The organism is Streptomyces sp. NBC_00377, assembly GCF_036075115.1.
Lineage (GTDB): Bacteria > Actinomycetota > Actinomycetes > Streptomycetales > Streptomycetaceae > Streptomyces.
This window is the reverse complement of sequence record NZ_CP107958.1, coordinates 6,665,170-6,692,095: the sequence shown is the minus strand read 5'-3', so window position 1 is coordinate 6,692,095 and position 26,926 is coordinate 6,665,170. Positions and strand designations below refer to the sequence as shown.

23 protein-coding genes and 1 pseudogene are annotated in these 26,926 nt (G+C 72.7%); 16 read left to right on the top strand and 8 right to left on the bottom strand.

Going from position 1 to position 26,926, the window contains the following annotated elements:
* Nucleotides 1-17 precede the first annotated feature (17 nt).
* The 4 genes from OHS71_RS29665 to OHS71_RS29650 form a co-directional block, all read right to left on the bottom strand.
* Entirely contained in the window at nucleotides 18-701 is a 684-nt protein-coding gene (locus OHS71_RS29665; protein ID WP_328482386.1) for a response regulator transcription factor, read from the bottom strand.
* On the bottom strand, nucleotides 698-1,921 hold the full coding sequence (locus OHS71_RS29660) for a sensor histidine kinase (protein WP_328482385.1): 1,224 nt from the start codon (nucleotides 1,919-1,921) through the stop codon (nucleotides 698-700). Before OHS71_RS29660 ends, OHS71_RS29665 begins: the two co-directional genes overlap by 4 nt.
* Nucleotides 1,922-2,090: 169 nt before the next feature.
* Entirely contained in the window at nucleotides 2,091-2,378 is a 288-nt protein-coding gene (pspAA, locus tag OHS71_RS29655; RefSeq protein WP_328482384.1) for a PspA-associated protein PspAA, read from the bottom strand.
* Between the two features lie 34 nt (nucleotides 2,379-2,412).
* The gene (locus tag OHS71_RS29650; RefSeq protein ID WP_328482383.1) at nucleotides 2,413-3,204 is read right to left on the bottom strand and encodes a PspA/IM30 family protein; all 792 of its coding nucleotides are present in this window, start codon (nucleotides 3,202-3,204) and stop codon (nucleotides 2,413-2,415) included.
* 297 nt (nucleotides 3,205-3,501) lie between these two features.
* Between OHS71_RS29650 and OHS71_RS29645 the strand changes: the two genes are divergently transcribed.
* Together OHS71_RS29645 and OHS71_RS29640 are read left to right on the top strand one after the other, a co-directional pair.
* A complete protein-coding gene (locus OHS71_RS29645; protein ID WP_328482382.1) occupies nucleotides 3,502-4,098 on the top strand; it encodes a DUF3043 domain-containing protein in 597 nt (198 codons plus the stop codon).
* Nucleotides 4,099-4,181: 83 nt separating this feature from the next.
* Complete coding sequence (locus OHS71_RS29640; RefSeq protein ID WP_328484685.1) at nucleotides 4,182-4,892, top strand: class I SAM-dependent methyltransferase; 711 nt, start codon at nucleotides 4,182-4,184, stop codon at nucleotides 4,890-4,892.
* A 144-nt stretch (nucleotides 4,893-5,036) separates the two neighbouring features.
* Here the strand turns inward: OHS71_RS29640 and OHS71_RS29635 are convergent, their stop codons facing one another.
* Entirely contained in the window at nucleotides 5,037-5,249 is a 213-nt protein-coding gene (locus OHS71_RS29635; protein WP_328482381.1) for a hypothetical protein, read from the bottom strand.
* Between the two features lie 114 nt (nucleotides 5,250-5,363).
* Here OHS71_RS29635 and OHS71_RS29630 point away from each other — a divergent pair, with 114 nt between their 5' ends.
* Nucleotides 5,364-6,587: a bifunctional adenosylcobinamide kinase/adenosylcobinamide-phosphate guanylyltransferase gene (locus OHS71_RS29630; protein WP_328482380.1), complete on the top strand. Its 1,224-nt coding sequence runs from the start codon at nucleotides 5,364-5,366 to the stop codon at nucleotides 6,585-6,587.
* A 440-nt stretch (nucleotides 6,588-7,027) separates the two neighbouring features.
* Here the strand turns inward: OHS71_RS29630 and OHS71_RS29625 are convergent, their stop codons facing one another.
* Complete coding sequence (locus OHS71_RS29625) at nucleotides 7,028-7,927, bottom strand: class I SAM-dependent methyltransferase (protein ID WP_328482379.1); 900 nt, start codon at nucleotides 7,925-7,927, stop codon at nucleotides 7,028-7,030.
* Nucleotides 7,928-8,091: 164 nt separating this feature from the next.
* Here OHS71_RS29625 and cobT point away from each other — a divergent pair, with 164 nt between their 5' ends.
* The 3 genes and pseudogenes from cobT to OHS71_RS29610 all read left to right on the top strand — a co-directional run.
* Nucleotides 8,092-9,294: a nicotinate-nucleotide--dimethylbenzimidazole phosphoribosyltransferase gene (gene cobT / locus OHS71_RS29620; RefSeq protein WP_328482378.1), complete on the top strand. Its 1,203-nt coding sequence runs from the start codon at nucleotides 8,092-8,094 to the stop codon at nucleotides 9,292-9,294.
* Between the two features lie 69 nt (nucleotides 9,295-9,363).
* Nucleotides 9,364-11,091 (top strand): phosphatidylglycerol lysyltransferase domain-containing protein, encoded by a 1,728-nt coding sequence (locus tag OHS71_RS29615; protein WP_328482377.1) that lies wholly within the window; start codon nucleotides 9,364-9,366, stop codon nucleotides 11,089-11,091.
* Nucleotides 11,088-11,780 (top strand): annotated as a pseudogene (locus OHS71_RS29610) (hypothetical protein); the annotation flags it as partial. The gene OHS71_RS29615 and the pseudogene OHS71_RS29610, both read left to right, overlap by 4 nt.
* A gap of 362 nt (nucleotides 11,781-12,142) precedes the next feature.
* Here OHS71_RS29610 and OHS71_RS29605 read toward each other — a convergent pair.
* Nucleotides 12,143-12,907 (bottom strand): hypothetical protein, encoded by a 765-nt coding sequence (locus tag OHS71_RS29605; protein ID WP_328482376.1) that lies wholly within the window; start codon nucleotides 12,905-12,907, stop codon nucleotides 12,143-12,145.
* A 73-nt stretch (nucleotides 12,908-12,980) separates the two neighbouring features.
* Here OHS71_RS29605 and OHS71_RS29600 point away from each other — a divergent pair, with 73 nt between their 5' ends.
* Nucleotides 12,981-13,820, top strand: coding sequence for an adenosylcobinamide-GDP ribazoletransferase (locus tag OHS71_RS29600; RefSeq protein ID WP_328484684.1), 840 nt, complete (start codon nucleotides 12,981-12,983; stop codon nucleotides 13,818-13,820).
* Nucleotides 13,821-13,991: 171 nt separating this feature from the next.
* Here OHS71_RS29600 and OHS71_RS29595 read toward each other — a convergent pair whose 3' ends face one another.
* Nucleotides 13,992-14,861 carry an endo alpha-1,4 polygalactosaminidase gene (locus OHS71_RS29595; RefSeq protein WP_328482375.1) on the bottom strand — a complete coding sequence of 290 codons (870 nt, stop codon included), beginning with the start codon at nucleotides 14,859-14,861 and terminating at the stop codon, nucleotides 13,992-13,994.
* Nucleotides 14,862-15,215: 354 nt separating this feature from the next.
* On the opposite strand from OHS71_RS29595, the gene OHS71_RS29590 reads away from it, so the two are divergent.
* The 9 genes from OHS71_RS29590 (at nucleotide 15,216) to OHS71_RS29550 (ending at nucleotide 26,922) form a co-directional block, all read left to right on the top strand.
* The gene (locus tag OHS71_RS29590) at nucleotides 15,216-16,742 is read left to right on the top strand and encodes a leucyl aminopeptidase (RefSeq protein WP_328482374.1); all 1,527 of its coding nucleotides are present in this window, start codon (nucleotides 15,216-15,218) and stop codon (nucleotides 16,740-16,742) included.
* 305 nt (nucleotides 16,743-17,047) lie between these two features.
* A complete protein-coding gene (gene lpdA / locus OHS71_RS29585; protein ID WP_328482373.1) occupies nucleotides 17,048-18,436 on the top strand; it encodes a dihydrolipoyl dehydrogenase in 1,389 nt (462 codons plus the stop codon).
* Between the two features lie 60 nt (nucleotides 18,437-18,496).
* The gene (gene sucB, locus OHS71_RS29580; protein WP_328482372.1) at nucleotides 18,497-20,269 is read left to right on the top strand and encodes a 2-oxoglutarate dehydrogenase, E2 component, dihydrolipoamide succinyltransferase; all 1,773 of its coding nucleotides are present in this window, start codon (nucleotides 18,497-18,499) and stop codon (nucleotides 20,267-20,269) included.
* 114 nt (nucleotides 20,270-20,383) lie between these two features.
* Nucleotides 20,384-20,569, top strand: coding sequence for a hypothetical protein (locus OHS71_RS29575; protein WP_328482371.1), 186 nt, complete (start codon nucleotides 20,384-20,386; stop codon nucleotides 20,567-20,569).
* Nucleotides 20,566-20,877 carry a type II toxin-antitoxin system PemK/MazF family toxin gene (locus OHS71_RS29570; RefSeq protein ID WP_328482370.1) on the top strand — a complete coding sequence of 104 codons (312 nt, stop codon included), beginning with the start codon at nucleotides 20,566-20,568 and terminating at the stop codon, nucleotides 20,875-20,877. Before OHS71_RS29575 ends, OHS71_RS29570 begins: the two co-directional genes overlap by 4 nt.
* 167 nt (nucleotides 20,878-21,044) lie before the next feature.
* Nucleotides 21,045-21,668: a GntR family transcriptional regulator gene (locus tag OHS71_RS29565; RefSeq protein WP_328482369.1), complete on the top strand. Its 624-nt coding sequence runs from the start codon at nucleotides 21,045-21,047 to the stop codon at nucleotides 21,666-21,668.
* A gap of 372 nt (nucleotides 21,669-22,040) precedes the next feature.
* Complete coding sequence (gene aceE, locus OHS71_RS29560; protein WP_328482368.1) at nucleotides 22,041-24,746, top strand: pyruvate dehydrogenase (acetyl-transferring), homodimeric type; 2,706 nt, start codon at nucleotides 22,041-22,043, stop codon at nucleotides 24,744-24,746.
* A gap of 77 nt (nucleotides 24,747-24,823) precedes the next feature.
* A complete protein-coding gene (locus OHS71_RS29555; protein ID WP_328482367.1) occupies nucleotides 24,824-25,804 on the top strand; it encodes a helix-turn-helix transcriptional regulator in 981 nt (326 codons plus the stop codon).
* A gap of 596 nt (nucleotides 25,805-26,400) precedes the next feature.
* Nucleotides 26,401-26,922 (top strand): DUF4240 domain-containing protein, encoded by a 522-nt coding sequence (locus OHS71_RS29550; RefSeq protein WP_328484683.1) that lies wholly within the window; start codon nucleotides 26,401-26,403, stop codon nucleotides 26,920-26,922.
* Nucleotides 26,923-26,926: the final 4 nt, after the last annotated feature.

The following is a 26,926-nucleotide window of genomic DNA, read 5'->3' as shown; positions in this document are numbered from 1 at the left end:
GCACGACGGGACCCGGCTCACTCCACCCTCGGACGTACCAGCCCCGACTCGTACGCGATCACCACGAGCTGGGCCCGGTCGCGGGCGCCCAGCTTCGCCATGGCCCGGTTGACGTGCGTCTTCACGGTCAGCGGACTGACCTCGAGGCGTTCGGCGATCTCGTCGTTGGAGTGCCCGCCGGCGACCAGCACGAGAACCTCGCGCTCGCGCACGGTGAGCGCGTCCAGCCGGGCGGAGCGCGCCGGGTCGCGGTCGTCGTCGGCCGCGCCACCCTGCGCCAGGAAGCGGGCGATCAGGCCCTTGGTGGCGGTCGGGGAGAGCAGGGCCTCCCCGCCGGCGGCGACCCGGATGGCGCTCAGGAGCTCCTCCGGCTCGCTGCCCTTGCCGAGGAAGCCTGAGGCGCCGGCCCGCAGCGACTGCACCACGTAGTCGTCGACCTCGAAGGTCGTCAGGATGACCACCCTGACCTGTGCCAGAGAGGGATCGGCGCTGATCAGCCGGGTCGCGGCGAGTCCGTCGGTACCGGGCATGCGGATGTCCATCAGGACGACGTCGGCGCACTGCTCCTTGGCCAGCCGGACCGCCTCGGCGCCGTCCGACGCCTCGCCGACCACCTCCATGTCGGGCTCCGAGTCGACGAGCACGCGGAACGCGCTGCGCAGCAGCGCCTGGTCGTCCGCGAGCAGGACGCGGATGGTCATGCGCTCTCCCCCGTGGTGGCCGTGCGGGTCTTGACCGGCAGGATCGCATGGACGCGGAAACCGCCTCCGTAGCGGGGACCGGTGGTCAGCGTGCCGCGCAGGGCGGTGACCCGCTCGCGCATGCCGAGCAGCCCGTGACCGCCGCCGGCCGCCGGTGCCCCGTCGTCCGCGGGATGTCCGTCGTCCAGGACGGTGACCTCGATGTTCGGTCCGACGCGCACGACGCTGACCTCGGCCTTCGCCTCGGATCCCGCGTGTTTTCGGACGTTGGTCAGGGCCTCCTGGATGACCCGGTAGGCGGCCAGGTCGACGGCGGCCGGGAGCTTGGTCCCCTGGTCGGCGCGGGCCACCTCGACCTGGAGACCGGCGTTGCGGAAGGTGTCGGCGAGTTCGTCGAGCCGGTCCAGGCCGGGGGCGGGTTCGGTGGGGGCCTCCGGGTCGCCGGACTGGCGCAGCAGGCCGACGGTCGCCCGCAGTTCGTTGAGCGCGGAGCGGCTGGCCTCGCGGACGTGCGCGAGGGCTTCCTTGGCCTGGTCGGGCCGCTTGTCCATGACGTGCGCGGCGACTCCGGCCTGGACGTTGACCAGGGCGATGTGGTGGGCGACGACATCGTGCAGGTCGCGGGCGATGCGCAGCCGCTCCTCGGCCACCCGGCGACGGGCCTCCTCCTCCCGGGTGCGTTCCGCGCGCTCTGCGCGGTCCCGGATGGCCTGGACGACGGCCCGGCGGCTGCGGACCGCGTCACCGGCGGTGGCGCCGATGCCGGTCCAGGCGAGGATCCCCAGGTTCTCCTGGGCGTACCAGGGCAGGGGGCCGGCGAGCATGGCCGCGCCGGTCAGGATCGTCATGGTGAGCAGTCCGGCGCGCAGCGTGGTGGCGCGGTCGGTGCCGGCCGCGACGGTGAACAGCGCGATCACCGCGGACATGGCGACGGGCGCGCGGGGGTCGCCGGTGACGGACTCGATCACGGAGGCGGTGCCGGTGAGGGCGAGGACCGTCATGGGGGCGCTGCGGCGGAAGACCAGGGCGACGGCGGACAGGGTCATCAGCAGCAGGCTGAGCGGGTCCGGGCTGCGGACGCTCCAGCTGACGCCGTGCTCCCCGTGCGGGTCGACGAAGGAGCCGGCCAGCATGCAGACGAGGACGCCCGCGGCGAGCGCGGCGTCCAGGGCGAGGGGGTGGGCTCTCAGCCGGCGCTGGGCCTGGGCGAAGGGGGTCACTTCAGGGGGGTCACTTCTCGGTTGCCGTCGCTTTCCGTGCCGTGGCCGGGAGCCACCGCCCCCGGACCCCCGCTGTCGGTCCTGAACGGGCCTCGTCGCCGACGTCCCCCACAGGGGGCGTCCCGGACCGGTCGGACCACCGTGCCCGGCGCCGGGAGGCTGCCGCCTCTCAGCTCGGGATGCCCGGGATCAGCCCGTCGTCGCTCAGCATCTCCCGGACGTCCTCCAGGCTCGCGTCCGGGGCCGGGAGGATCAGCTCCGAGGGTTCCAGGGCGTCGTCCGGCAGGGGCTCGCCGAGGCGGCGGACGGCATCCAGGAGGGCGCCGAGGGTGCGGTGGAAGCCGTCCTCGTCGCCGCCTTCCATCTCCGCGAGCAGTTCGTCGTCCAGCTCGTCCAGTTCGACGAGACGGGAGTCGGCCAGTGTCCACTGGCCCTCCCCCATGATCCGAACGATCATGTCGCCCTCCTCGGCTCCGGTCCCCCGCGCAGGGCTACTGCTTGTCGAAGCGCGGGGTGTCCTGCGGCTGCTGCTGGGACTGCGGCCCGCCCGTGCCGCCTTCGATGGCCTGCTGCGGGGTGCCGCCGGCGAGTTCGGCCTTCATGCGCTGAAGTTCCAGCTCTACATCCGTACCACCGGAGAGGCGGTCCAGCTCGGCCTGGAGGTCGTCCTTGGCGATGCCCGTCGGGTCGTCCAGGGCTCCGGAGGCCATCAGCTCGTCGAGGGCGCCGGCCCGGGCCTGGAGCTGGGCGGTCTTGTCCTCGGCGCGCTGGATGGCCAGGCCCACGTCGCCCATCTCCTCGGAGATGCCGGAGAAGGCCTCACCGATGCGGGTCTGGGCCTGGGCGGCCGTGTAGGTGGCCTTGATGGTCTCCTTCTTCGTACGGAAGGCGTCCACCTTGGCCTGGAGTCGCTGCGCCGCGAGGGTGAGCTTCTCCTCCTCGCCCTGGAGCGTGGAGTGCTGCGTCTCGAGGTCGGTGACCTGCTGCTGGAGGGCCGCGCGGCGGGAGAGCGCCTCGCGGGCGAGGTCCTCACGGCCGAGCGCGAGCGCCTTGCGGCCCTGGTCCTCCAGTTTGGAGGACTGCGACTGCAACTGGTTCAGCTGGAGTTCCAGGCGCTTGCGGGAGGTCGCGACGTCGGCGACGCCGCGGCGGACCTTCTGGAGGAGCTCCAGCTGCTTCTGATAGGAGTAGTCGAGGGTCTCGCGCGGGTCCTCGGCCCGGTCAAGGGCCTTGTTCGCCTTCGCGCGGAAGATCATCCCCATACGCTTCATGACACCGCTCATGGGCTTCGCGCGCCCCCTTCTGACGTCCAGCTCCAGCTCTGCGACAGAACCCACAGTACGGGCCCTGCATCCATTGACGCACTGTTCGGGGACGGATGCGCTCATCCCCAAGGACGACTGACCGGGAGCTTGCTCCGGCGTAGGGAGTAGGTGACCTTCAGGGTGAGCGAAAGGTCACCCTGCGCCCCCTCTTCCCTGCTCCTGTCCCGGTCTGTCCCTTCTACAGACGACTGGCGTTGCCGGATCGTTCCCCTCCGGGCTGGGGTCCATGCCCGCGAGCGCTTACCCTTGGGTTTTGTGTTCCGAAGCCGTGCCAAGGAAGAGAAGGCCCCCGCCGACAAGGCCGTGGTGACCGACTCCATGCAGCCCCGCGACCCGCAGGCCAAGAAGGGCAGGCCCACGCCCAAGCGCAGTGAGGCCCATTCCCAGCGCCGCAGCGTCGCCAACACGTCGACGTCCCGCAAGGACGCCGCCAAGCGTCAGCGCAGCGAGCGCCGCGCCCAGCTGGACAGGCAGCGCCAGGCGCTGGCCGGCGGGGACGAGCGTTATCTGCCGGTCCGCGACAAGGGCCCCGTCCGCAAGTTCGCGCGCGAGTTCATCGACTCCCGGTTCAACGTGGCGGAGTTCTTCCTGCCCATGGCCGTGGTCATCCTCGTGCTGAGCATGGTGCGGGTGGGCTCGTTGCAGACCATCGCGCTGCTGCTGTGGCTCGTCGTGATCGTGCTGATCGTGCTGGACTCGTTCGTCACGGCCTTCCGGCTGCGCAAGCGGCTCGCCGAGCGCTTCCCCGACCAGAACCGGCGGGGCGCGGTGGCCTACGCGCTGATGCGCTCCCTACAGATGCGCCGGCTCCGGCTGCCCAAGCCGCAGGTCAAGCGTGGAGCGCGGCCCTGAGCACTGCGGCTTTCTCCGGGGGGGCGGCCGAGGCCTGGTTGAACAGGCTGGGTGGGCTGCGCGATGTCGTACGGCAGGAGCTGGTGGCCCGGCAGCTCGACGAACAGATAGTGGGGCGCTACCCGGTGGGGCAGCGGCTACGTGTGCTCGACGTGGGGATGGGCCAGGGCACGCAGGCGCTGAGGCTGGCCCGGCTCGGTCACCAGGTGACCGGGCTGGAGCGGGACGCGACGATGATCGCCGCGGCCCGTGACGCCCTGTGCGGCGAGCCCGAGGGCATCCGGGAGCGGATGCGGATCATCGAGGGCGACGGCCGGGACACCGGTGTGCACTTCCTGCCCGGCAGTTTCGACGTGGTGCTCTGCCACGGCGTGCTCATGTACGTCGAGGAGCCGGACGCCCTGCTCGCGGGGCTCGCGCGGATGCTGGCCCCGGGCGGACTGCTGTCGCTGCTCGTGCGCAACGCGGACGCGCTGGCCATGCGGCCGGGGCTGTCCGGCGACTGGGCGGGTGCGCTGGGCTCCTTCGACTCCGTCGCCTACCGCAACCGGCTGGGGCTCGACGTGAGGGCGGACAGGCTGTCGACACTGACCGGCGCGCTCGCCGGGATCGGGGCTCCGCTCCAGGCCTGGTACGGCGTGCGGGTCTTCACGGACACGGCGGCGGACGGGACGGAGATCCCGCAGGACCCGCGGGAGCGGGAGAGTCTGCTGGCCGCCGAGGAGCGGGCCGGACGGACCGACCCCTACCGGCAGGTGGCGGCGCTGCTGCATCTGTGCGGTGTCCGCGGCTGAGACGGTCGGTGCGCCGCCCGGGACCGTGCGCGGCTGGGACTGTGCGCCACCCGGGGCCGTGCGCCGTTGGCCGGGCCGGCGTTATTCACTCGTACGGGTGAGCGGTGGCCGGGGTGGCCGTGCGGCGACCACCCCGACTGAGGGCTACGCCTCGTTCGCGTGCAGGCTCATCGGGCCGTAGATCTCGGTGGAGTCCTCGAAGAGCCGCACCTGGTCGGCACCGCCTTCGAGGAGGTCCTTCCAGGCTTCCCCGATCCAGGACTCGGCGTCCCCCTGCGTGGTGAACTCCTCGGGTTCCACCGCGGGTTGGACCTCCGTCCCGTCGGCCTTCTCGAACCGCCACGTCCATGCCGCCATGTACGCCTCCCAGCTGTGACCACGAGCAGAGCAGAAGCCGGATCTTGGTCCGGCTTCTGCTGTGCAGCCTAGTCGGATGCGCAAGACCTGGTCAGACACGCGAAAATCAGCTTCGTGGAAGTCACTCTGCTCGGTACCGGTGCCCCCGCGGGCCTGCCCCGCCCCGACTGTCCCTGCGCCGTGTGCGCGACCTCGCTCGGGGAGCACGCGCGGGCCGCGACCGCGCTGCTCGTCGACGGCGCCCTGCTGCTCGACCTGACACCGGGCGCCGCGTTCGCGGCCGCGCGGACGGGGCATTCGCTGGGCGGGGTGCGGCAGGTGCTGCTGACGCACCCGCACGACGGCCCCCCGGTGGAGGTGCCGGCCGGGCTGCCGCAGCCCGGCCGGGCGCCGGACGGACGGGAGTTGACGCTGCTGACGGGGCATCGGGTGCGGGCGGTGGCGATGGACGCGCCCGGCACCGGGTACGCGGTGGCCGGCCCGGACGGGCAGCGGCTGCTGTACCTGCCGCCCGGGGGCGCACCGGCCGGACTCGAGGAGGGGTCCGGGACCGCCGAGCGGTACGACATGGTCCTGGCGGACCTGGTGGGTCGGCCGGACGCGCTGGCGAAGCTGCGGGCGGTGGGCGCGGTGGGGCCGACGACCGACGTGGTCGCCGTCCACCTGGACCACGACGTGCCGCCGGGCGCGGAGTTGCGGCGGCGGCTCGCGGCGGCCGGGGCGCGGGCGGTGCCGGACGGGTCGACGCTGACCGTGGGGGTGTACGAGGACGTGCCGGACGTGCCGCGGCGCACTCTGGTGCTGGGCGGGGCCCGGTCGGGCAAGTCGGTGGAGGCGGAGCGGCGGCTGGAGTCCTTCCCCGCCGTGCTCTACGTCGCCACCGGGGGGACCCGGGGCGGCGACACCGAGTGGGCGTCCCGGGTCGCCACGCACCGCGACCGGCGGCCGGGGTCCTGGCGGACCGTGGAGACCTGCGACCTGGTGCCGCTGCTGGCCGAGGACGGCGCACCGCTGCTGATCGACTGTCTGTCGCTGTGGCTGACCGACGTCATGGACTCCGCCGGGGCGTGGGACGACGCGCAGTGGGCCGACGGCGGCGAGCGGGCGCTGCGCTCGCGGGTGGCGGAGCTGGCACAGGCCGTGCGCTCCGCCCGGCGGACCGTCGTACTGGTGTCCAACGAGGTGGGTTCGGGGATCGTTCCGGCCACGGCGTCGGGACGCCGGTACCGCGACGAGCTGGGGCGGCTGAACGCGGCGATCGCCGCCGAGTGCGAGGAAGTGGTCCTGGTGGTGGCCGGCCAGGCACTGGTCCTGCGCGGCCCGGCGACCGGCCCCTGAGCCCCCGCCCCTGCGCGCGTCACCGGCACGGGGGCGGCCTCCACCCGACGGCCACGAGCTGCGCGCGCCCCGGCACGGGACGGCCGTCGACTGACGGACACCGGCTGCGCGGGCACCAGCACGGGACGGCCCTCGGCCGACGGTCACCGGCTGCGAGGGCCACCCGGCACCACGCCACCCGACGATCACCGGCTGCGCACGCACCGGCACGGGACGGCCGTCGGCCGACGGTCACCCGCTGCGCGGGCACCGGCCCGGGACGGCCGCCGCCTGCCCCTTCCGCCCTCGCGCGCGGACACCCGGCACCGGCGCCGCCACCCGACGATCACCGGCTGCGCACGCACCGGCACGGGACGGCCTTCGGCCGACGGTCACCGGCTGCGTGGGCACCTGCCACGGGACGGTCGTGTGAACCCGGCTGCGGGGCCGTGCTCCGACGGTCACCTTCTTCGGGCGATGACCCGGTACGTGTTCGAGAAGCGGGTGCGGCTCAGGGCGGGGGCCAGGAGGTGGTCGAGTGCGGCCGCCAGGACACGCAGGGCTGCGGCCGCCCGGCGCCAACGGGTGCGGTTCGTGCAGAGGGCGGCGGCCGCCGCGAGGTCGTGCGGGGTGTGCGCGGTGCGGCGGTCCGTCACCACGATGTCGCAGCCCTGGACCTCGAGTTCGGCCCGGAGGTTGGTCAGGGGAATCAGGTGGAGGTGGCGGGGCTGGTCGTAGGAGCTCCACCACCTGCCCAGCACGGCCGCGGACGCGCTGGCCGGGTCGGGGAGTTCGAGGAGGAGATGGCCCCCGGGACGCAGGGCCGTCAGCGCCGCCGCCAGCTCCCGCCGGGGGTCCGGGGTGTGTTCCAGGTGGTGCAGCATGCTGACCACGTCGTAGCGGCCGCGCACCCGGGACAGCACCTCGGGCGCCGTCAGGCCGCCCACGTGCGCTTCCTCCAGCCGGCCCGCCGCCCTCGCCCGCTCGACCCTGGGGGTCGGGTCCACCCCGTCGAACGCCGTGTAGGCGAACAGTTCCTTCGCCGCCTCGGGGAAGGCGGCGTCCCCCGTGCCCACGTCCAGCCAGCTCTCCGGCTCGGGGAAGGGCAGCATCGCCCGCGCCGTCGCCGTGAGGTGCGCGCGGCCGGCCCGTTCGTCGCCGTCGGCGTCGTACAGCGCCAGCCCTTCGGCCGTCAGCCGCGGGTTCTGGAAGATGTGGGCGCAGTCCCGGCACTCGTCGACCACGAAGGTGCCGGGCCTGCGGTGGCGCAGGTCCGGTGCGCGCACCCGGGTGCGCAGGTGCTTCGAGCCGCACCAGGGGCAGTCGTCTCTGCGCGGCTCGTGGACGGGCCTGGGGGGCATCAGCGGCTCCGGGGACGGCATCGGGAGCGGACGGCGGTCCGCGGCACGACAATTAGCGGCAAAACGGAACGTATGGGATACCGATCTTTGACGCAATGACGTCACGCGGGCGTGGTGACGATGTGGCGCGGAACTGTTCGATCGGTGCCGGTACTGTTCGGCGAATGAGCTCGCTTAATCTCGACGACTTCACCGATCTGATCGAGCGCCCCGACGGCGGAGTGCGCCGCGACGCGGAGGCGCGCCGGGAACGTCAGATCGTGCCGCCCGGCTCGCTGGGCCGCCTGGACGACCTGGGCGAGTGGCTGGCGGCGGCGCAGGGCTCGGCGCCCGTGCGGCCGGTCGAGCGGCCGCGGGTGGTGCTGTTCGCGGGCGATCACGGCATCGCCGAGCTGGGCGTCTCGGCCCGGCCGGCGGGCAGCGCCGCGGAGTTGGTACGGGAGGTCATCGAGGGCGGCCGTCCCGTCTCCGTGCTCGCCCGCCGCCTCGGCGTGCCCGTGCGGGTCGTGGACATGGCGCTGGACTGCGAGCCGGACGCGTTCCCCGAGGACGTCGTACGGCATCGGGTGCGGCGTGGCAGCGGCCGTATCGACATCGAGGACGCGCTGACCCTCGAGGAGGCAGAGGCGGCCTTCCTGGCGGGCGTGGCCGTCGCTGACGAGGAGGCCGACTCCGGTACGGATCTGGTCGTGCTCGGCGACATCAGCGTCGGCGGGACCACGGCCGCGGGTGTGCTGGTGGCCGCGCTGTGCGGGACCGACGCGTCCGTGGTGACGGGGCGCGGCGGGGAGGCGATCGACGACCTGGCGTGGATGCGCAAGTGCGCCGCCGTCCGGGACGCGCTCAGGCGGGCGCGGCCGGTGCTCGGGGAGCAGTTGCAGCTGCTGGCGACGGTGGGCGGGGCCGACCTCGCCGCCATGACGGGTTTTCTGCTCCAGTGCGCGGTACGGAAGTTGCCGGTCGTCCTGGACGGCGTCGTGGCGGCCGCCTGTGCGCTCGTCGGGCAGCGGGTCGCGTTCCGGGCGCCGGACTGGTGGCTGGCCGCGCACCGCAGCGGTGAGCCGGGACAGGCGAAGGCGCTCGACCGGATGGCCCTGGAACCGCTGCTCGACCAGGGCGTGAAGGTCGGGGAGGGCGCCGGCGCCCTGCTCGCGCTGCCCCTGGTGCAGGCGGCGGCCGCACTGGCGGCGGAGCTTCCCGAGAAGCCCGAAGTGCCCGACGAGAAGACCGGGACCTCCGACGAGGAGTCCGCGGTCTCCGACGAGGGGGCCGACGCTTCCGGGGAACCGACCGGGAGTTTCGGCGGGTCGACCGGGGTTCAGGGCGAGGCGGCCGGGGCTTCAGTGGAGGAACCGAAGGAGCAGTAAAGGGGCAAGAAGGGACAGGCGGCGCCAAAAGAGCGGTTTCCCTGAAGTGCACCCATATGATCACCTCTCATGGGCAATACCCGGGGCGCCGCCGCCTTCGCCGTCTGGTACCTGCGTGCCGTCGCGTTCGTCAACTTCCTCAGTGCGGTGTGGGTCTCCCTGGGGCAGGACGTGCGGCGGCACAACCAGGAGAACCTCTTCACGCCCTATCTGCTGACGGCCGGCTTCGCCTCCGGCGTCTTCACCGCTTTCCTGGCCGTCACGATGCGGCGGCGCAAACGGGCCGCGTGGCTCCTGAACCTGGGTCTGAGCGGGGCGTTCCTGGTGCTGTTCGCGCTGGCCATGGCATTCCCGGAGGTCCGGCGGCAACCGCAGAACTGGGTCTCGCTCGCGCTGACCGCCGCGTTCGTCGCGGCGCTGCTCGCCGGACGGCGGGAGTTCTACGCGAAGGGCGACCGGTCCAATCCGAGGCTTGCCGCGGCCGTCGGCGCGGGCGGGCTGCTGGGGGCCTCGCTGCTGGCGGCGCTGCTGGTGACGGTCACCGACCGGGCGTCCACGCCCTCCACCTTCCTCGAACGCTGGCGCTACGGCGCCCTGCGGCTGGTCTCCGTCGCCGCCGACGACCGCCGCGTCCACGGGATCGCCCCGCCCACTTGGGTCGACGTCGCCGTCAACGTGCTGAGCACGGTGCTGGTGCTCGCCGTCCTGTACGCCGCGTTCCGCTCCCGGCGGACCGTCGACCCGCTCACCGACGACGACGAGAAACGGCTTCGGGAGCTCCTCGACCGGCACGGCGAGCGGGACTCGCTCGGCTACTTCGCGCTGCGCCGGGAGAAAAGCGTGTGCTGGTCGCCGACCGGGAAGGCCGCCGTCGCCTACCGCGTCCTCGGCGGGGTGTCACTGGCGTCCGGCGACCCGATCGGCGATCCGGAGGCGTGGCCTGGGGCGATCGGGCCGTGGCTCACCGAGGCACGGGCGCACGGGTGGATCCCGGCGGTGATGGGCGCGAGCGAGGAGGCCGGCACCGTGTACGCCCGGCACGGGCTCGACGCGCTGGAGCTCGGGGACGAGGCCCTGGTGGAGGTCGGCGACTTCACCCTCGAGGGGCGGGCCATGCGGACCGTCCGCCAGGCGTACAACCGGGTCCGGCGGGCCGGGTACTCGGTGCGCGTACGACGGCACGAGGACATCCCGGCCGACGAGATGGCGTTCCTGCTCCGACGCGCCGACGACTGGCGGGACGGGGCCACCGAACGCGGGTTCAGCATGGCGCTGGGGCGGCTCGGGGACCCGCGGGACGGCCGCTGCGTGATGCTGGAGTGCACCGACGCCCGGGGGGAGCTGCGGGCCCTGCTCTCCTTCGTGCCCTGGGGGCCGCGCGGGCTGTCCCTCGATCTGATGCGGCGGGACCGTGACTGCGACAACGGGCTGATGGAGTTCATGGTCATCGAGCTGCTCCGGCGGGCCCGGGAGGCCAGGGAGATCGGGATCACCCAGGTCTCGCTGAACTTCGCGGTGTTCCGCTCGGTCTTCGAAAGGGGCGCTCGGCTCGGCGCGGGGCCGGTGCTGCGGCTGTGGCGCTCGCTGCTCAGTTTCTGCTCCCGCTGGTGGCAGATCGAGTCGCTGTACCGCGCCAACGCCAAGTACCGGCCGATCTGGGAGCCCCGGTTCCTGCTCTTCGAGAAGAGCGCGGACCTGCCCCGCATCGGGATCGCGTCGGCGCGGGCGGAGGGCTTCCTGGAGGCGCCGGGGCTGCCGGGGTGGCTGCGCCGGGCGCACCTGGAGACCCACCGGTGAGGACGGTCGTCCGCTGGGCCCGCGCCGAATGGGGGCCGCTGTACGAGGCCGCGCGGGCGTCGGCTGCGCGGCGGCGCCGGCGGGCGGTCCCGATGACCCTCGCAGCGGTGTGTCTGACGTCGGTGACCCAGGTCGTGCAGAACCAGTCGTGGGGGTACCGACCGGTCCAGGGCATCGGGGCGGTACGGGCCGAAGACCCTCTGTGGCTGGCCCTGCTGCGCACCCCGCTGTCCCTGTTCGTGCCCGCGCTGGACCTGCCGGTCTGGGGCGCCCTCGCACAGATCCTGCTGGTCTTCGGGATCGCGGAGCTGTGCCTGGGCTGGTGGCGGACGCTCGGCGTCGCCTACGCCGCCACGCTCGCCGGCACGCTGTACGCGCGCGTGGGCATCGCCCTCGGCCCCGGCAGCCCGCTCGGTCTGCCCGCCGCCGACGCCCGGATCGTGGACACCGGCCCGTCGGCGGCCGTGGTCGGCCTCGCGGTGTTCCTGGGCCGGCGCTATCGGGCGTACGCGACGGCGGTGGCGGTGATCGTCGCGATAGTGGCCGAGGTCCTGCTGAAGAACAACCTGGCGGGCCAGGAGCACCTGGCGGCGATCGCGGCGGTACTGGTGCTGTCCGCGGTGACGGAGACGCACGCGCGACGCCGTGCCCGTGACCGGCGCCATGACCGGCGAACCCCGGGTGAGCCCACCCGGAGCACGCGCGGCGGAACGGGCACCCTCCTGCGCAGGGCACGCCGTCGCGCCGTCATATGGCTGCGCCGCAGGGCAGGGGGCCGGGGCGGCTCACGGCTCCGCCGAAAGCCCCGGGACGGTCGGCGTCCCACGGCCCGGTCACGGGCCGCGGGACGGTTCCGGCTCCTGGCACCGCCGACCCTCACCGGGCGGCACCGGCACCCGGCCTCGCCGGCCGGCGCGAGGCGACTGCGGGGTTGAACGCCCCGCCGAGGGCCGGGGTGCCGTGCTCGTCCACGGGTGCGGCGTGAGGCGTGAACGGGCCTGATGTCCCGGGGGCGCCGTGCGGCCGGGGGCCGCTTCCGAGCGGGCCGCCCTCACTTGTGCCCCTCGGACCGGGCCAGTTCCGCGGTGGTCTTCCCGCCCAGCCAGTCCCCCACGATCCGCCGGGGCCCCGCCCAGCGGCGGTCGTGATGGTAGGCGCGCAGCACCGCCTTCGCCCGCGCCCGCGGCCGCCGCCGGTAGAACCGGCGGGCCCACGGTGAGCCGGGCCGGGCCAGCCGTACCAGGCCCAGCAGTCCCAGGAACGGGATGAAGACGCTGAACACCGCCATCTTGGCCTTGCCCTTGCTCAGCACGGCCAGCGAGAACGCGAAGTTGAGCACCACGGTCGAGATGACACTGCCCCGGTCCTGAAGCTCGTCCTGGCTCATGTCGTTGACGCCGAACGGCGCGAAGCCCACCAGCAGCAGCCCGCCCAGCGCCGCCGTCAGGACCACCGCCTCCACGCTCTTGCGGCCCGCCTCGGTCCAGTACACGTCGTCGAGGTGCAGGATCAGCGCGAACTCGTCGAGGACGAGGCCCGTACCGATGCCGAAGACCACCGCGAAGGCGACCGCCCCGAAGCCGCTCCGGCCGCTCGCCACCGAGCCGAAGCCGCCCGTGACGGTCAGGACCACGCCGGGGACGACGTGGTGGATGTGCACCCCGCCGGAGCTGATGTTGCCGAAGGGGCCCTTGCCCGCGCGGATGAGGCGCGTGATGACCCGGGTGATCAGGAAGGTGAGGACGAACGCGGTCAGGGCGACGAGCAGGGGGACCTTGCCCGGTTCGACGATGTTGCGCTGCACCCACTGGCCCATGCCGCCAGTCTCCCGGGGTGCGGGACGGGCTGCCGCGTGGGTGCGGCGTCCGGGCTAGTCTGCCGCCGTGTCCATGACCTCGCCCTTCGACGGCCTCCGCTTCGCCTTCGGCACCCTCACCGTGCTCCCGGTCCGGGTGACCCGCTGGGACCGGGAGACCGCGCGCGGGGGCATGCTGAGCGCCCCGGTGGCCGGGCTGGTCGTGGGCGGCTGTGCGGCCGGGCTCGGTCTGCTGCTGCTGTACCTGGGCGCCAGCCCGCTGCTCGCCGCCGTCGCCTCCGCCGCCGTGCCCGCCGCCCTCACCCGCGGTCTGCATCTCGACGGGCTGGCCGACACCGCGGACGGTCTCGGCAGCGGCAGGCCCGCCGAGGACGCGCTGCGGATCATGAAGCAGTCCGACATCGGTCCGTTCGGCGTCCTCACCCTGATCCTCGTGCTGCTCGCCCAGGTCGCCGCGCTGACGCAGCTCTACGACGCCTCCTGGGCCCGGGGCGCGCTGGCCGCCGTCGTCTCGGCGGTCGCCGCGCGTCTCGCACTGACCCTGGCGGCCCGCGACGGGGTGCCGGCCGCGCGGCCGGAGGGGCTCGGGGCGGCGGTGGCCGGTGTGGTCCCGGTGCGGGGCGCGGTACTCACCGCCGTACTCGTCACGCTGGCGGCGGCGGTCGCGGGCGGGTGGTTCGGACCGTACGACGGTGGCGTCGGCGCCGTCATCGGGGCGGTCGATCCGGGGCCCCTTCTGGAGCCGTACGACGCCGTCCGTACCGCACTGGCCGTCCTCGGCGCCCTGGTCGCCGCCGAAGTCCTCCTGCGGCACTGCACGCGCCGTTTCGGCGGGATCACCGGGGACGTGTTCGGCGGGCTGGCGGAGACGGCGGCGACCGTCACGCTCCTGCTGCTGTGCCTGGGCCGCTAGCGCCGGCTAGTGCCGCGACAGGCAACGTTCGCCCCGTCGCGACGCCCGGCACGCACTCTCGCCGCACCGGCCGAAAGCCCAGGTACGTCCAGTACGAGGACTTCCGGCCGGCACGCCGAGAGCACGCACCGGACGCCGCTCCTTGACGGGCAAACGTTGCCCGCCGCGGCACTAGCACGCCTCGCGCCACACGCCCAGCTCGTACTTCTTGAGCAGGGAACTCAGCTTCAGACGGCGGGAGTCGGCGCAGAAGTCGCTCGTGGGGAGTTCGTACTCGACGTGGAAGACGGCCTTGCCCGCCTCGATGAAGGGGGTGAGCTGCTCGCACTCGCCGTACTGGGCGCACTGTTCGTCGACCGCGAAGTCGAAGTCGTCGACGAGTTCGGGTATCTGGTCGAGGTCGTTCTTCAGGCCGACCGACATGCCCCGGTCGTGGGCGAGCCGGGCGATGAGGCGGTTGTAGCGGAGCTGGTCGGCGGCCTCGGCCGGGAAGCCCGTGGTGTTCTCGTAGCCGTCCATGTTGTCCGGCTCGACCGCGTCGAACCCCTTGTCGCGGCACATGTCGAGGCGGGCCGCCATCAGGGGTTCCAGGACGTCCAACGCGCGGATGTCGAGCCAGCGTTCGCCCTTCCAGCCGTTGCCCTCGCCGATCACCGACCCGGGGAACTCCGCCGCGTCCGGGCGCCAGTCCTCCCAGGCGCCGGTGGAGAGGTAGCAGATGACCTTGCGGCCGTCGTCGTGCAGAGCGGCGACCGTGGCCGCGGTGTGGTCGAACCCGTCGATGTCGTAGACCGGCACGTCGACGGTGGTGTCCAGGCGGCCGCTCAGCTGCCACTGCCAGCCGGTGCCCGGAGCCGGCTGCCAGCGCTTGCCCGCCGACGGGCCGGCGCCCGTACTCCCGTCCGGCGTACGGCCGGACGCCGTGCCCGACGCCGTGCCCGACGCCGGGTGCGGCGTCCCGTCCGCTGTGCGGTCCTGAGCGGAGGCGCAGCCCGCGAGCGGCAGCGCGAGGAGGGACAGCAGCAGGATCGGGCGTCTCACCGGGCGGGCTCCAGGTTGTGCGACGGCATACCCGACGATGATCGCCCATGCCGCCGTGCCGCGTCCCCGCACCCCGGGCGTCACACCCGACCCGACGGGTGTGACGCGGTTCATGGAGTGCGAGGATCGGGAGGTGGCCACGACGTCGCCGACGGGTGAACACTCGCGTGCATGAGCGAACGCACACGCACGCGTACGCTCGTTCCGGGATTCGTCACGCCGGTCCGCCGCGCCGGTGAGGCACCCCCGGATACGACCGCACCCACGACCCGGTTCTAGGGTCGGCTGTCGGGCCCGGTCGACCCACACATTCCGGCCACCGCAACTCCACATCGGAAGCGAGATTTCACCACCGTGACTGCTCTCACTCTCAGCACCGCCGCGGCGCCCGGCCTCCGGGCCGACGCGATCGTGATCGGTGTCGCCAAGGGCGCGAAAGGCCCGATCGTTGCCCCAGGCGCCGAAGCCGTCGACAAGGCCTACGACGGCCGGCTCGCCGCCGTCCTGGAAACCCTCGGCGCCTCCGGGGCCGAGGGCGAGGTGACCAAGCTGCCCGCCCCGGCCGGTTTCAAGGCACCGCTCGTGCTCGCGGTGGGGCTCGGCACGGAGCCCGCGAAGGACTCCGGCTTCGACCCCGAGGCGCTGCGCAAGGCGGCCGGATCGGCTGCCCGCACCCTCACCGGCGCGAAGAAGGCCGTCTTCGTCCTGCCGGTGACCGACGCCGCGGATCTCGGCGCGGTCGGCGAGGGCGTGGTGCTCGGCGCGTACTCCTTCGACGCGTACAAGCACAACGGCGACGACACCCGTTCCAAGAACGGCAAGGCCCCGCTCGCCGAGGCCGCCCTGCTCGGCGGGAAGCCGCGCGACGCCGCCCACAAGGCTGCGCTGCTGCGGGCCGCCGCCGTGGGCGAGGAGCTCAACCGCGCCCGCGACCTGATCAACATGCCGCCGAACGACCTCGACCCCGAGGCGTTCGCCGCTCTCGCCCAGACGGCGGCCAAGGAGCACGGCATCAAGGTGCAGGTGCTCGACGAGAAGGCCCTCACCAAGGGCGGCTACGGCGGCATCCTGGGCGTCGGCGCCGGTTCGGCCTCCGCCCCGCGCCTGGTGAAGCTGTCGTACACCTCCTCCAAGGCGAAGAAGACCCTCGCGTTCGTCGGCAAGGGCATCACCTACGACTCGGGCGGCATCTCGCTGAAGCCGGCCGGGCACAACGAGACGATGAAGTGCGACATGAGCGGTGCGGCGGCGGTCTTCGCCGCGGTCGTCGCCGCCGCACGGCTCGGTCTCGAGGTGAACGTCACCGGCTGGCTGGCGCTCGCCGAGAACATGCCGTCCGGCTCCGCCACCCGCCCGGGTGACGTTCTGCGGATGTACAGCGGCAAGACCGTCGAGGTCCTCAACACGGACGCCGAGGGCCGCCTGGTCCTCGCGGACGCGCTGTGGGCGGCCTCCGCCGAGAAGCCGGACGCGATCGTCGACGTCGCGACCCTGACCGGCGCCATGATGCTGGCGCTGGGCAGCCGGACCTTCGGCATCATGGCCAACGACGACGCCTTCCGTTCCACGCTGCACGAGGCGGCGGAGGAGGTCGGCGAGCCGGCGTGGCCGATGCCGCTGCCGGAGCACCTGCGCAAGGGCATGGACTCCACGGTCGCGGACATCGCGAACATGGGCGAGCGGATGGGCGGCGGGCTCGTGGCCGGTCTCTTCCTGCGCGAGTTCGTGGGCGAGGGGATCACCTGGGCGCACCTGGACATCGCCGGGCCCGCGTTCAACGAGGGCGGCCCGTTCGGCTACACCCCGAAGGGCGGTACCGGCACCGCGGTGCGGACGCTGGTGCGGCTGGCCGAGCTGACCGCCTCCGGCGACCTCGGCTAGTCCCTCCGGCAGAGGGGGACTGTGCGCCTGATCACTCGGGTCCGTCCGTCATGTGGCGGGTGCGGGCCCGACGTGGCCGGTCGCGCGGTTCCCCGCGCCCCGGAGCACGTCTCCTCACATCTGTCACAAGTGAGCGTGGGGTGTCTCACACCCCGGCCCCGCGTCTCGTTCGCCTCCTGCAAGTGCGAAGATGGGCCTCGGCAGGACAGGGCCCCCACCACAGGGCCGAAGAAAGAGCGGCCGGACACCAGCCGCCGGCGGTCAGCGACGACCGGCGCACGGCGCACATGCATGGAGGACGTGACGTGGCGAACGACGCCAGCACCGTTTTCGACCTAGTGATTCTCGGCGGTGGTAGTGGCGGTTACGCCGCGGCCCTGCGCGGGGCGCAGCTGGGCCTGGACGTCGCCCTGATCGAGAAGGACAAGGTCGGCGGCACCTGCCTGCACCGGGGTTGCATTCCCACCAAGGCCCTGCTGCACGCGGGTGAGATCGCCGACCAGGCCCGCGAGAGCGAGCAGTTCGGCGTCAAGGCCACCTTCGAGGGCATCGACGTCCCCGCCGTCCACAAGTACAAGGACGGTGTCATCTCCGGTCTGTACAAGGGCCTTCAGGGGCTGATCGCCTCCCGGAAGGTGACGTACATCGAGGGTGAGGGCCGCCTGTCCTCCCCGACCTCCGTCGACGTGAACGGTCAGCGGGTCCAGGGCCGCCACGTGCTGCTCGCGACCGGCTCCGTGCCGAAGTCGCTGCCGGGTCTGGAGATCGACGGCGACCGGATCATCTCCTCGGACCACGCCCTCGTCCTGGACCGCGTGCCGAAGTCCGCGATCATCCTGGGCGGCGGCGTCATCGGCGTCGAGTTCGCCTCGGCGTGGAAGTCCTTCGGCTCCGACGTGACGGTCATCGAGGGCCTCAAGCACCTCGTCCCGGTCGAGGACGAGAACTCCTCCAAGCTTCTTGAGCGCGCCTTCCGCAAGCGCGGCATCAAGTTCAACCTGGGCACCTTCTTCTCCAAGGCCGAGTACACCGGCGACGGCGTCAAGGTCACGCTGGCCGACGGCAAGGAGTTCGAGGCCGAGGTCCTGCTGGTCGCGGTGGGCCGCGGGCCCGTCTCCGCCGGTCTCGGCTACGAGGAGCAGGGCGTCGCCATGGACCGCGGATACGTCCTGGTCGACGAGTACATGCGTACCAACGTCCCGACCGTCTCCGCCGTCGGTGACCTGGTCCCCACGCTCCAGCTCGCGCACGTCGGCTTCGCCGAGGGCATGCTGGTGGCGGAGCGCCTTGCCGGTCAGAAGGTCGTCCCGATCGACTACGACGGTGTCCCCCGGGTGACGTACTGCCACCCCGAGGTCGCCTCCGTGGGCATCACCGAGGCCAAGGCCAAGGAGATCTACGGCGCGGACAAGGTCGTCGCTCTGAAGTACAACCTCGCGGGCAACGGCAAGAGCAAGATCCTCAACACCGCGGGCGAGATCAAGCTCGTCCAGGTGAAGGACGGTGCCGTGGTCGGCGTCCACATGGTCGGCGACCGCATGGGCGAGCAGGTCGGCGAAGCCCAGCTGATCTACAACTGGGAGGCGCTGCCCGCCGAGGTCGCGCAGCTCATCCACGCCCACCCGACGCAGAACGAGGCGCTCGGCGAGGCCCACCTGGCCCTGGCGGGCAAGCCGCTGCACTCGCACGACTGACCCCTCGGTCGACGAAGCGACGACTCAGACTTCCGCAATCGTTAAGGAGCAACCGAAACCATGGCGGTTTCCGTAACCCTTCCGGCGCTCGGCGAGAGCGTCACCGAGGGCACTGTCACCCGCTGGCTGAAGGCCGAGGGTGAGCGCGTCGAGGCCGACGAGCCCCTGCTCGAGGTCTCGACCGACAAGGTCGACACCGAGATCCCCTCCCCCGCCGCCGGCATCCTGGCCTCCATCAAGGTCGCCGAGGACGAGACGGTCGAGGTCGGCGCCGAGCTGGCCGTCATCGACGACGGCACCGGCGCCCCCGCCGCCGCTCCGGCTCCGGCCGCCGAGCCGGTCGCCGAGCCCGCCCCGGAGCCGGCCGCTGCCGCGCCGTCCACCGAGCAGGCTGCCCCGGCCCCCGCTCCCACCGCCGAGGCCGCCACCGGCGGCGGCTCCGCCGAGGGCACGGACGTCGTCCTGCCCGCGCTCGGCGAGTCCGTCACCGAGGGCACCGTCACCCGCTGGCTGAAGCAGGTCGGCGAGGAGGTCGCGGAGGACGAGCCGCTGCTCGAGGTCTCGACCGACAAGGTCGACACCGAGATCCCGGCGCCCGTCTCCGGTGTGCTGCTCGAGATCACGGTCGGCGAGGACGAGACCGCCGAGGTCGGCGCGAAGCTCGCCGTCATCGGTGCCCCGGGCGCGGCTCCGGCCGCCGCCCCGGCTCCGGCCGCCCCGGCTCCGGCTCCGGCCGCCCCGGCTCCGGCGCCCGCCGCCGCTGCCCCGGCTCCCGCCCCGGCCCCCCCGGCTCCCGCCCCGGCCGCCCCGGCCCCGGCTCCGGTCGCCGCCGCCCCGGCTCCCGCGCCGGCCGCTCCGGCTCCGGTCGCCCCCGCCGTCCCCGCGCCCGCAGCTCCCGCGGGTGACGACGGCGCGTACGTGACCCCGCTGGTGCGCAAGCTCGCCGCCGAGAACGGCGTCGACCTGGCCGCCGTCAAGGGCACGGGCGTCGGCGGCCGTATCCGCAAGCAGGACGTCGTCGCCGCCGCCGAGGCCGCCAAGGCCGCCGCCGCTCCGGCTCCGGCCGCCGCTGCCCCGGCAGCCAGGAAGGCGCCGGCCCTGGAGGCCTCCCCCCTCCGCGGCCAGACCGTCAAGATGCCCCGCATCCGCAAGGTCATCGGCGACAACATGGTCAAGGCGCTGCACGAGCAGGCGCAGCTGTCGTCGGTCGTCGAGGTCGACATCACCCGGCTGATGAAGCTCCGCGCGCAGGCGAAGGACTCCTTCGCGGCCCGCGAGGGCGTCAAGCTCTCGCCGATGCCGTTCTTCGTGAAGGCGGCGGCCCAGGCGCTGAAGGCCCACCCGGCCGTCAACGCCCGGATCAACGTGGACGAGGGCACGATCACCTACTTCGACACCGAGAGCATCGGTATCGCGGTGGACTCCGAGAAGGGCCTGATGACCCCGGTCATCAAGCACGCGGGCGACCTGAACATCGCCGGTATCGCCAAGGCCACGGCCGACCTGGCGGGCAAGGTCCGCGCGAACAAGATCACCCCGGACGAGCTGTCCGGCGCGACCTTCACCATCAGCAACACCGGTTCGCGCGGCGCGCTGTTCGACACGATCATCGTGCCGCCGAACCAGGTCGCGATCCTCGGCATCGGTGCCACGGTCAAGCGTCCGGCCGTCATCGAGACGGAGGAGGGCACGGTCATCGGCGTCCGCGACATGACGTACCTGACCCTGTCCTACGACCACCGTCTGGTCGACGGCGCCGACGCGGCCCGTTACCTGACCGCGGTCAAGGCCATCCTGGAGGCCGGCGAGTTCGAGGTCGAGCTCGGCCTCTGACCCCGTCGCTCCAGCAGCACAGGTGCCCCCGTCCGGTTCTCCGGGCGGGGGCACCTTTGTCCCGGTTCCGGCGAACCCACTCATGAAGCCATGTGCGCCACTATATTTGACGTCATGAGTGCCATCACGTTGCGCATCCCGGACTCCATGGACAAGGCCCTGCGGGACGCCGCCGCCGACGCCCCCTCCCTCAACGACTACATACTGCGAGCCCTCCGTCGACAGATGACGCTGGACGCGGCACACAAGCTGGCCGCCCTCGGCACGCTTGACCTCGAAGGAGAAGGTGACGCCCTGTGACCGTCCGCAAGGGGGACGTGTGGGACGTCGACACGGGCAAGGGCGTCCGCACGGTGCTCGTCGTGAGCCTCGACGGGCTCGCCGACGCCTACGGGGCGGTGGTCGTCCTGGTGCTGCACGCCCCGGCCGTACACCCCGACACGGCGATGAGCGTCCGCCTGACCTCGCCCATCGAGGCGTCCGTTGTTGCCGTCAACCTGCTCCAGGTCAGCGCGGCCCGCTTCGGCACGGGCACCGCGCACGGCAACATCGGCCCCGGGCAGATGGCACTCGTCGACAACGCGCTGCGCGCGGTTCTCGACCTCTGAGCCGACTTGGGGCCGACCGGCGGGCCGGCCCCGGTCACGCTCGTGTAAGTCTCGTCTCACCTGCGTAAAAGCACCCCCGCGTGCCCTTCTGGAAAGCGCTCACGGCCGTATTGTCTAAACGTCAAACGCCCCCGGAGGCCCGAGCGGCCCCTCTCGAAGGAGCCTTCATGACCGCGCCCGTCGTCCACTCGCTGCGCGAACAGATCCGCGAGCACATCGTGGAGGGGATCGTGAGCGGGCGCTGGAAACCGGGCGAGCGGATCGTGGAGCGGCGGATCGCGACCGAGCTGGAGGTCAGCCAGACGCCGGTGCGGGAGGCGCTGCGCGAGCTGGAGTCGCTGCGGTTGATCGAGTCCGCGCCCAACAAGGGCGTACGGGTGCGCAACCTCACCGCCGCGGACCTGGAGGAGAGCTACCCGGTGCGGGCCGGCCTGGAGGCGATCGCGGCGGAGCTGGCCGCTCAGCGGCTCGCGGAGGACTGCTCGGCCCTGGAACCGCATGTCGCCGCCCTGTACGAGGCGGACCGCGAGGCGGACGGCACGGCCCAGGTGCGGCACACCGTCGGATTCCACCGTGAGCTGGTCAGGGCGGCCGGGAACTCGGTGCTCCTGCACACCTGGGAGGGCCTGGGCATCGAGGTGTTCACGGCGCTGTCGATCCGCTGGCTGGGGACCGTGCAGCAGTCGTACGCGGAGGAGCACGAGGCGCTCGTGCAGGCGTTCCGGCGGCAGGACCCGAGGATCGCCGAGCTGGTGAAGGCACATGTCCTCGGATGCGCTCCCCGGGCGTAGGGCCCGTCCGGACCGGGCGTAGGGCCTGTCCGGCGTCGACGCTTCCCGCGGCCCGGCCCAGCCGTCGGCCCTCGTTTCAGTGGAGCGTACACGCGCTCATACGTGGCCTCCGACCTGCGAAAACCCTCCCCTGACGCGGCACCGGGTGCCTGTCGGCAAGGCACCCCGTGCCTACTTTCTCGTAATCGAGAGGTTTTGCCCTTCCACCCTTTGATCGATCATCGATCAGGGAGTTACAGTCACCGACGGGCCGTCGGCGGAGCCGCACCTCGGTATCGCGCCGGCGCCCCACGCCCTGTCCTGCCAAAGACCAAGGGCACCCCCCGATCAACACCTCACAGGGAACCCCCTTCGACTGAGGAAGGCGGCGACATGACCGACCCCCAGGCCATCCAGCCGAGCGCGCTCGACCAGCTCCCCGACCGGGACCCGGAGGAGACCGCCGAATGGCAGGCCTCCCTGGACGCGGTCGCCAAGGCGGCCGGGCCGCACCGTGCCGCGTACCTGATGCGCCGCACACTGGAGCGCGCCGAGGGCAACGGCATCGCGCTGCCCAAGCTGCTCGAGACGGACTACGTCAACACCATCCCCACCGCCGCCGAGCCGTCCGCGCCCGGTGACCCGGAGATGGAGCGCAGGATCACCGCGTGGAACCGCTGGAACGCGGCCGCGATGGTGACCCGGGGCAGCAAACACGGCGTCGGCGGCCACATCGCCACCTTCGCCTCCGCCGCCTGGCTCTACGAGACCGGCTTCAACCACTTCTTCAAGGGCAAGGAGGCCGACGGCTCGGGCGACCAGCTCTACATCCAGGGCCACGCCTCCCCCGGCATCTACGCCCGCGCCTTCCTCGACGGCCGGCTGAGCGAGCAGCACCTCGACAACTTCCGTCAGGAGGCGGGCGGCGACGGTCTCCCGTCGTACCCGCACCCGCGCCGGCTGCCCTGGCTGTGGGAGTTCCCGACGGTGTCGATGGGTCTCGGCCCGCTCTCCGCCATCTACCAGGCGCGCTTCAACCGCTATCTCACCAACCGCGGCATCAAGGACGTCTCCGCGTCCCACGTGTGGGCGTTCCTCGGCGACGGCGAGATGGACGAGCCCGAGTCGACGGCGGCACTCGCACTCGCCTCCCGCGAGGGTCTCGACAACCTGACCTTCGTCATCAACTGCAACCTCCAGCGCCTCGACGGCCCGGTCCGCGCGAACTTCAAGATCGTGCAGGAGCTGGAGGCCCAGTTCCGCGGCGCCGGCTGGAACGTGATCAAGTCGCTGTGGGGCTCCGCCTGGGACGAGCTGTTCCAGCTGGACACCACGGGCGCGCTGGTACGCCGGCTGCGCGAGGTACCGGACGCCCAGGTGCAGACGTACCAGACGCGCGGCGCCGCCTACATCCGCGAGGACTTCTTCGGCAAGGACCCGGCGCTCGCCGAGCTGGCGAAGCTGCTGAGCGACGACAAGATCCTCGAGTGCTTCCACCTCTCCCGCGGCGGCCACGAGGCGCGCAAGGTGTTCGCGGCCTACAAGGCGGCCGTGGAGTTCAAGGGCGCCCCGACGGTCATCCTGGCCCAGACGGTCAAGGGCCACACCCTCGGTGAGGGCTTCGCGTCGAAGAACGCCAACCACCAGATGAAGAAGCTCTCGGTGGACGAGTTCAAGACGATGCGCGACCTGCTGGAGCTGCCGATCCCGGACGCTCGGTTCGTCGACGGCGTGGTCCCCTACGGCCACCCCGGTGCCGACTCCCCCGAGGTCCGCTACCTCCAGGAGCGCCGCGCGGCCCTCGGCGGTCCGGCCCCGGCCCGCCGCACGCACGCCCTCGCCCCGCTGCCGGCCCCCGCCGACAAGGTCTTCGCCTCCTTCGACAAGGGCTCCGGCTCCCAGAACGTGGCCACCACCATGGCCTTCGTCCGGCTGGTCAAGGACCTGGTCCGCGACAAGGAGACCGGCAGGCGCTGGGTGCCGATCGTCCCCGACGAGGCGCGCACCTTCGGCATGGAGAGCCTGTTCCCGTCGCTCGGGATCTACTCGCCCAAGGGCCAGACGTACGAGCCGGTCGACCGCGACCAGCTGATGTACTACAAGGAGGCCAAGAACGGCCAGATCCTCAACGAGGGGATCACCGAGGCCGGTTCGATGGCCGACTTCATCGCCGCGTCCACCGCGTACTCCACGCACGGTGAGGCGATGATCCCGTTCTACATCTTCTACTCCATGTTCGGCTGGCAGCGCACGGCCGACCAGATGTGGCAGCTCGGCGACCAGCTCGGCCGCGGCTTCCTCGTCGGCGCCACGGCCGGCCGGACGACGCTGACGGGCGAGGGCCTCCAGCACGCCGACGGCCACTCCCCGGTCATCGCCGCGACCAACCCGGCCGCCCTCAGCTACGACCCGGCGTTCGCGTACGAGATCGCGGCCATCGTCAAGGACGGTCTGCGCCGGATGTACGGCGAGGCGGCCCCGGGCGAGGACCCGAACGTCTTCTACTACCTCACCGTCTACAACGAGCCGATGCCGCAGCCGGCCAAGCCGTCCGCGCCCGGCGTCGACGAGGGCATCCTCAAGGGCCTGTACCGCTTCAACACGGCGGAGTCGGCGGGCGTGCAGGTGGCGGCGGCCAACGCCCCGCGCATCCAGCTGCTGGCCTCCGGCACGGCCATCCACTGGACCCTGAAGGCGCAGAAGCTGCTCGCCGAGGAGTGGGGCGTGGCCGCCGACGTGTGGTCCGCGACCTCCTGGACCGAGCTGCGCCGCGACGCGCTGGACGCCGACGCGGCCCTGCTGCGCGGCGAGGAGCGCCTGCCGTACGTCCGCCGGGCCCTCCAGGGCGCCGAGGGCCCGGTACTCGCGGTCTCCGACTACATGCGCCAGGTCCCGGACCAGATCGCGCAGTGGGTCGAGCAGGACTGGTCCTCGCTGGGCGCGGACGGCTTCGGCCTCTCCGACACCCGCGAGGCGGCCCGCCGCCACTTCGGCGTCGACGCGGAGTCGATCGTCGTCGCGGCCCTGGCCCAGCTCGCCCGCCGCGGTGAGGTCAAGGCGGCCTCGGTGAAGGAGGCGCGGGAGCGCTACGGCCTGTAGGTCACGGTTCGACGATGGGGGGTACGGCGATCGCCGTACCCCCCTTCGCTGTCGGCGGTCCCCGGCATCATGTCCCCATGCGCGCTGCCCGCCTCATCAAGATGGTGCTCCTCCTCCAGTCCCGGCCCACCATGACCGCGTCCGAGCTGGCACGGGAACTGGAGGTGTCCGAGCTGACCGTCACCCGGGACGCGCAGGCGCTGTCCGAGGCGGGCGTGCCGGTGTACGCGGAGCGCGGGCGGGCGGGGGGCTACCGGCTCGTCGGGGGATACCGGACCCGGCTGACGGGACTGGCGCGCGGCGAGGCCGAGGCCCTGTTCCTGAGCGGGGTGCCGGGGGCTCTGCGGGAGATGGGTCTCGAGGACATCGCGTCGGCGGCGCGGCTGAAGGTGTCGGCGGCGCTGCTGCCCTCCCTGCGGGACGCCCCGCGTACGGCGGCGCAGCGGTTCCATCTGGACGCGCCTGCCTGGTTCCGGGAGCCGGCGGCGCCGGCTCTGCTGCCGCTGGTCGCGGACGCGGTGTGGGACGACCGGTGTGTGAGCGCCCGTTACCGGCGCGGGGAGCGCGAGGTGGTGCGGGAGCTGGAGCCGTACGGGCTCGTGCTGAAGGCGGGCGTCTGGTATCTGTGCGCCCGCGTCGGCGGGGCTGACACGTTCCGGACCTACCGCATCGACCGGTTCGTCGGCGTCGAGATTCTGAAGGATCGTTTCTTCAGGGACGAGGACTTCGATCTGCCCGGATTCTGGGGCGCCCAGGCCGAGCGGTTCGCGCGGTCGATCCTGCGGTCGGAGGTGGTCCTGCGGCTGTCGCCGGCGGGAGTGCGCGATCTGCCCCACGCCGTGGACCCGGTGGCCGCACGCGACGCGCTGGCGGAGATCGCGGAGCCGGACGCCGAGGGCTGGGTGACGGTCACCCTTCGGGTGGAATCGGAGGAGGTGGCCCACACACAGCTTCTGGCCCTGGGGCCGGAGGCCGAGGTGCTCGCCCCGGCCCCGCTGAGGGAGCGGTTCGCCGCGGGGGCGGCACGGCTGACGGCGCTCTACGGCTCTCCGGAATAGCTCTGCGGAGCACGGGAGGGGCGGGACGGGCCACGGAAGGGGCGCCACAGATCCGAGGGGACGGGCGCCGCGGGCCCGGGAGAGGGACCGCGGATCCGGGAGGAGCGCCACGGGCCCGGGAGGAGCACCCGCGGATCCGGGAGAAGCGCCACGGGCCCGGGAGGAGCACCGCAGGCCCGGGGGAAGCGCCACGGGCCCGGGAGGAGCACCGCGGGCCCGGGAGAAGCACCGCGGATCCGGGAGAAGCGCCACGGGCCCGGGAGAAGCACCGCAGGCCCGGGAGAAGCACCGCAGGCCCGGGAGGAGCACCCCGGGCCCGGGAGAAGCACCCGCGGATCCGGGAGAAGCGCCACGGGCCCGGGAGAAGCACCGCAGGCCCGGGAGAAGCACCGCGGATCCGGGAGAAGCACCGCAGGCCCGGGAGAAGCACCGCAGGCCCGGGAGAAGCACCGCGGATCCGGAAGGAGCGCCACGGGCCCGGAGGAGCAGCCGCCGATCCGGGAGAGGGTGAGGATCCGGGAGAGGGTGAGGATCCGGCCGGAATGCCCGGCACTCCGGGTGCGTGGGGCAGCGCGAGGCACGATGCTGGACGCGTGATGGACGAGACGGAGTTCTGGGAGCTGGTGGACGCCTCCCGCGAGGCCGCCGGGGGCGATCCGGAGGAGCAGGCCGACCTGCTCGTGGAGCGGCTGCTGCGACTGGACCCGGAGTCCGTGCTCGACTTCGCCCGGCACTTCGAGTCCCGGTTCAACCGGGCCTACCGCTGGGACCTGTGGGGTGCCGCCTGGCTGCTGCTGGACGGGGCAAGCGACGACGCCTTCGACTTCTTCCGGTGCTGGCTGATCGGCCAGGGCCGCGAGGTCTTCGAGGGTGCCCTGCACAACGACCCGGACTCGCTCGCCGACCTGCTGGACGACTTCGACGAGGAGATCGACGGCGACGGCGAGGAACTCGGCTACGCGGCCGACGAGGCATACGAGCAGCTCACCGGGACCGTCGCCCCGGACCTGGGCATTCCGTCCGCGCCCGCCGAACCCGAGGGCACGCCCGTCGACTTCGAGAACGAGGGAGCTCTCGCCGAGCGGTATCCCCGGCTCTGGCAGCGCTTCAAGGAGTGACCGC

What these genes read in the sequence shown, in the direction of transcription:
- OHS71_RS29665 (WP_328482386.1), bottom strand. Translation starts at nt 701, where the DNA reads ATGACCATCCGCGTCCTGCTCGCGGACGACCAGGCGCTGCTGCGCAGC.
- pspAA (WP_328482384.1), bottom strand. Translation starts at nt 2,378, where the DNA reads ATGATCGTTCGGATCATGGGGGAGGGCCAGTGGACACTGGCCGACTCC.
- OHS71_RS29650 (WP_328482383.1), bottom strand. Translation starts at nt 3,204, where the DNA reads ATGAGCGGTGTCATGAAGCGTATGGGGATGATCTTCCGCGCGAAGGCG.
- OHS71_RS29635 (WP_328482381.1), bottom strand. Translation starts at nt 5,249, where the DNA reads ATGGCGGCATGGACGTGGCGGTTCGAGAAGGCCGACGGGACGGAGGTC.
- OHS71_RS29625 (WP_328482379.1), bottom strand. Translation starts at nt 7,927, where the DNA reads ATGCCCCCCAGGCCCGTCCACGAGCCGCGCAGAGACGACTGCCCCTGG.
- cobT (WP_328482378.1), top strand. Translation starts at nt 8,092, where the DNA reads ATGAGCTCGCTTAATCTCGACGACTTCACCGATCTGATCGAGCGCCCC.
- OHS71_RS29615 (WP_328482377.1), top strand. Translation starts at nt 9,364, where the DNA reads ATGGGCAATACCCGGGGCGCCGCCGCCTTCGCCGTCTGGTACCTGCGT.
- OHS71_RS29605 (WP_328482376.1), bottom strand. Translation starts at nt 12,907, where the DNA reads ATGGGCCAGTGGGTGCAGCGCAACATCGTCGAACCGGGCAAGGTCCCC.
- OHS71_RS29600 (WP_328484684.1), top strand. Translation starts at nt 12,981, where the DNA reads ATGACCTCGCCCTTCGACGGCCTCCGCTTCGCCTTCGGCACCCTCACC.
- sucB (WP_328482372.1), top strand. Translation starts at nt 18,497, where the DNA reads ATGGCGGTTTCCGTAACCCTTCCGGCGCTCGGCGAGAGCGTCACCGAG.
- OHS71_RS29575 (WP_328482371.1), top strand. Translation starts at nt 20,384, where the DNA reads ATGAGTGCCATCACGTTGCGCATCCCGGACTCCATGGACAAGGCCCTG.
- OHS71_RS29565 (WP_328482369.1), top strand. Translation starts at nt 21,045, where the DNA reads ATGACCGCGCCCGTCGTCCACTCGCTGCGCGAACAGATCCGCGAGCAC.
- aceE (WP_328482368.1), top strand. Translation starts at nt 22,041, where the DNA reads ATGACCGACCCCCAGGCCATCCAGCCGAGCGCGCTCGACCAGCTCCCC.
- OHS71_RS29555 (WP_328482367.1), top strand. Translation starts at nt 24,824, where the DNA reads ATGCGCGCTGCCCGCCTCATCAAGATGGTGCTCCTCCTCCAGTCCCGG.
- OHS71_RS29550 (WP_328484683.1), top strand. Translation starts at nt 26,401, where the DNA reads ATGGACGAGACGGAGTTCTGGGAGCTGGTGGACGCCTCCCGCGAGGCC.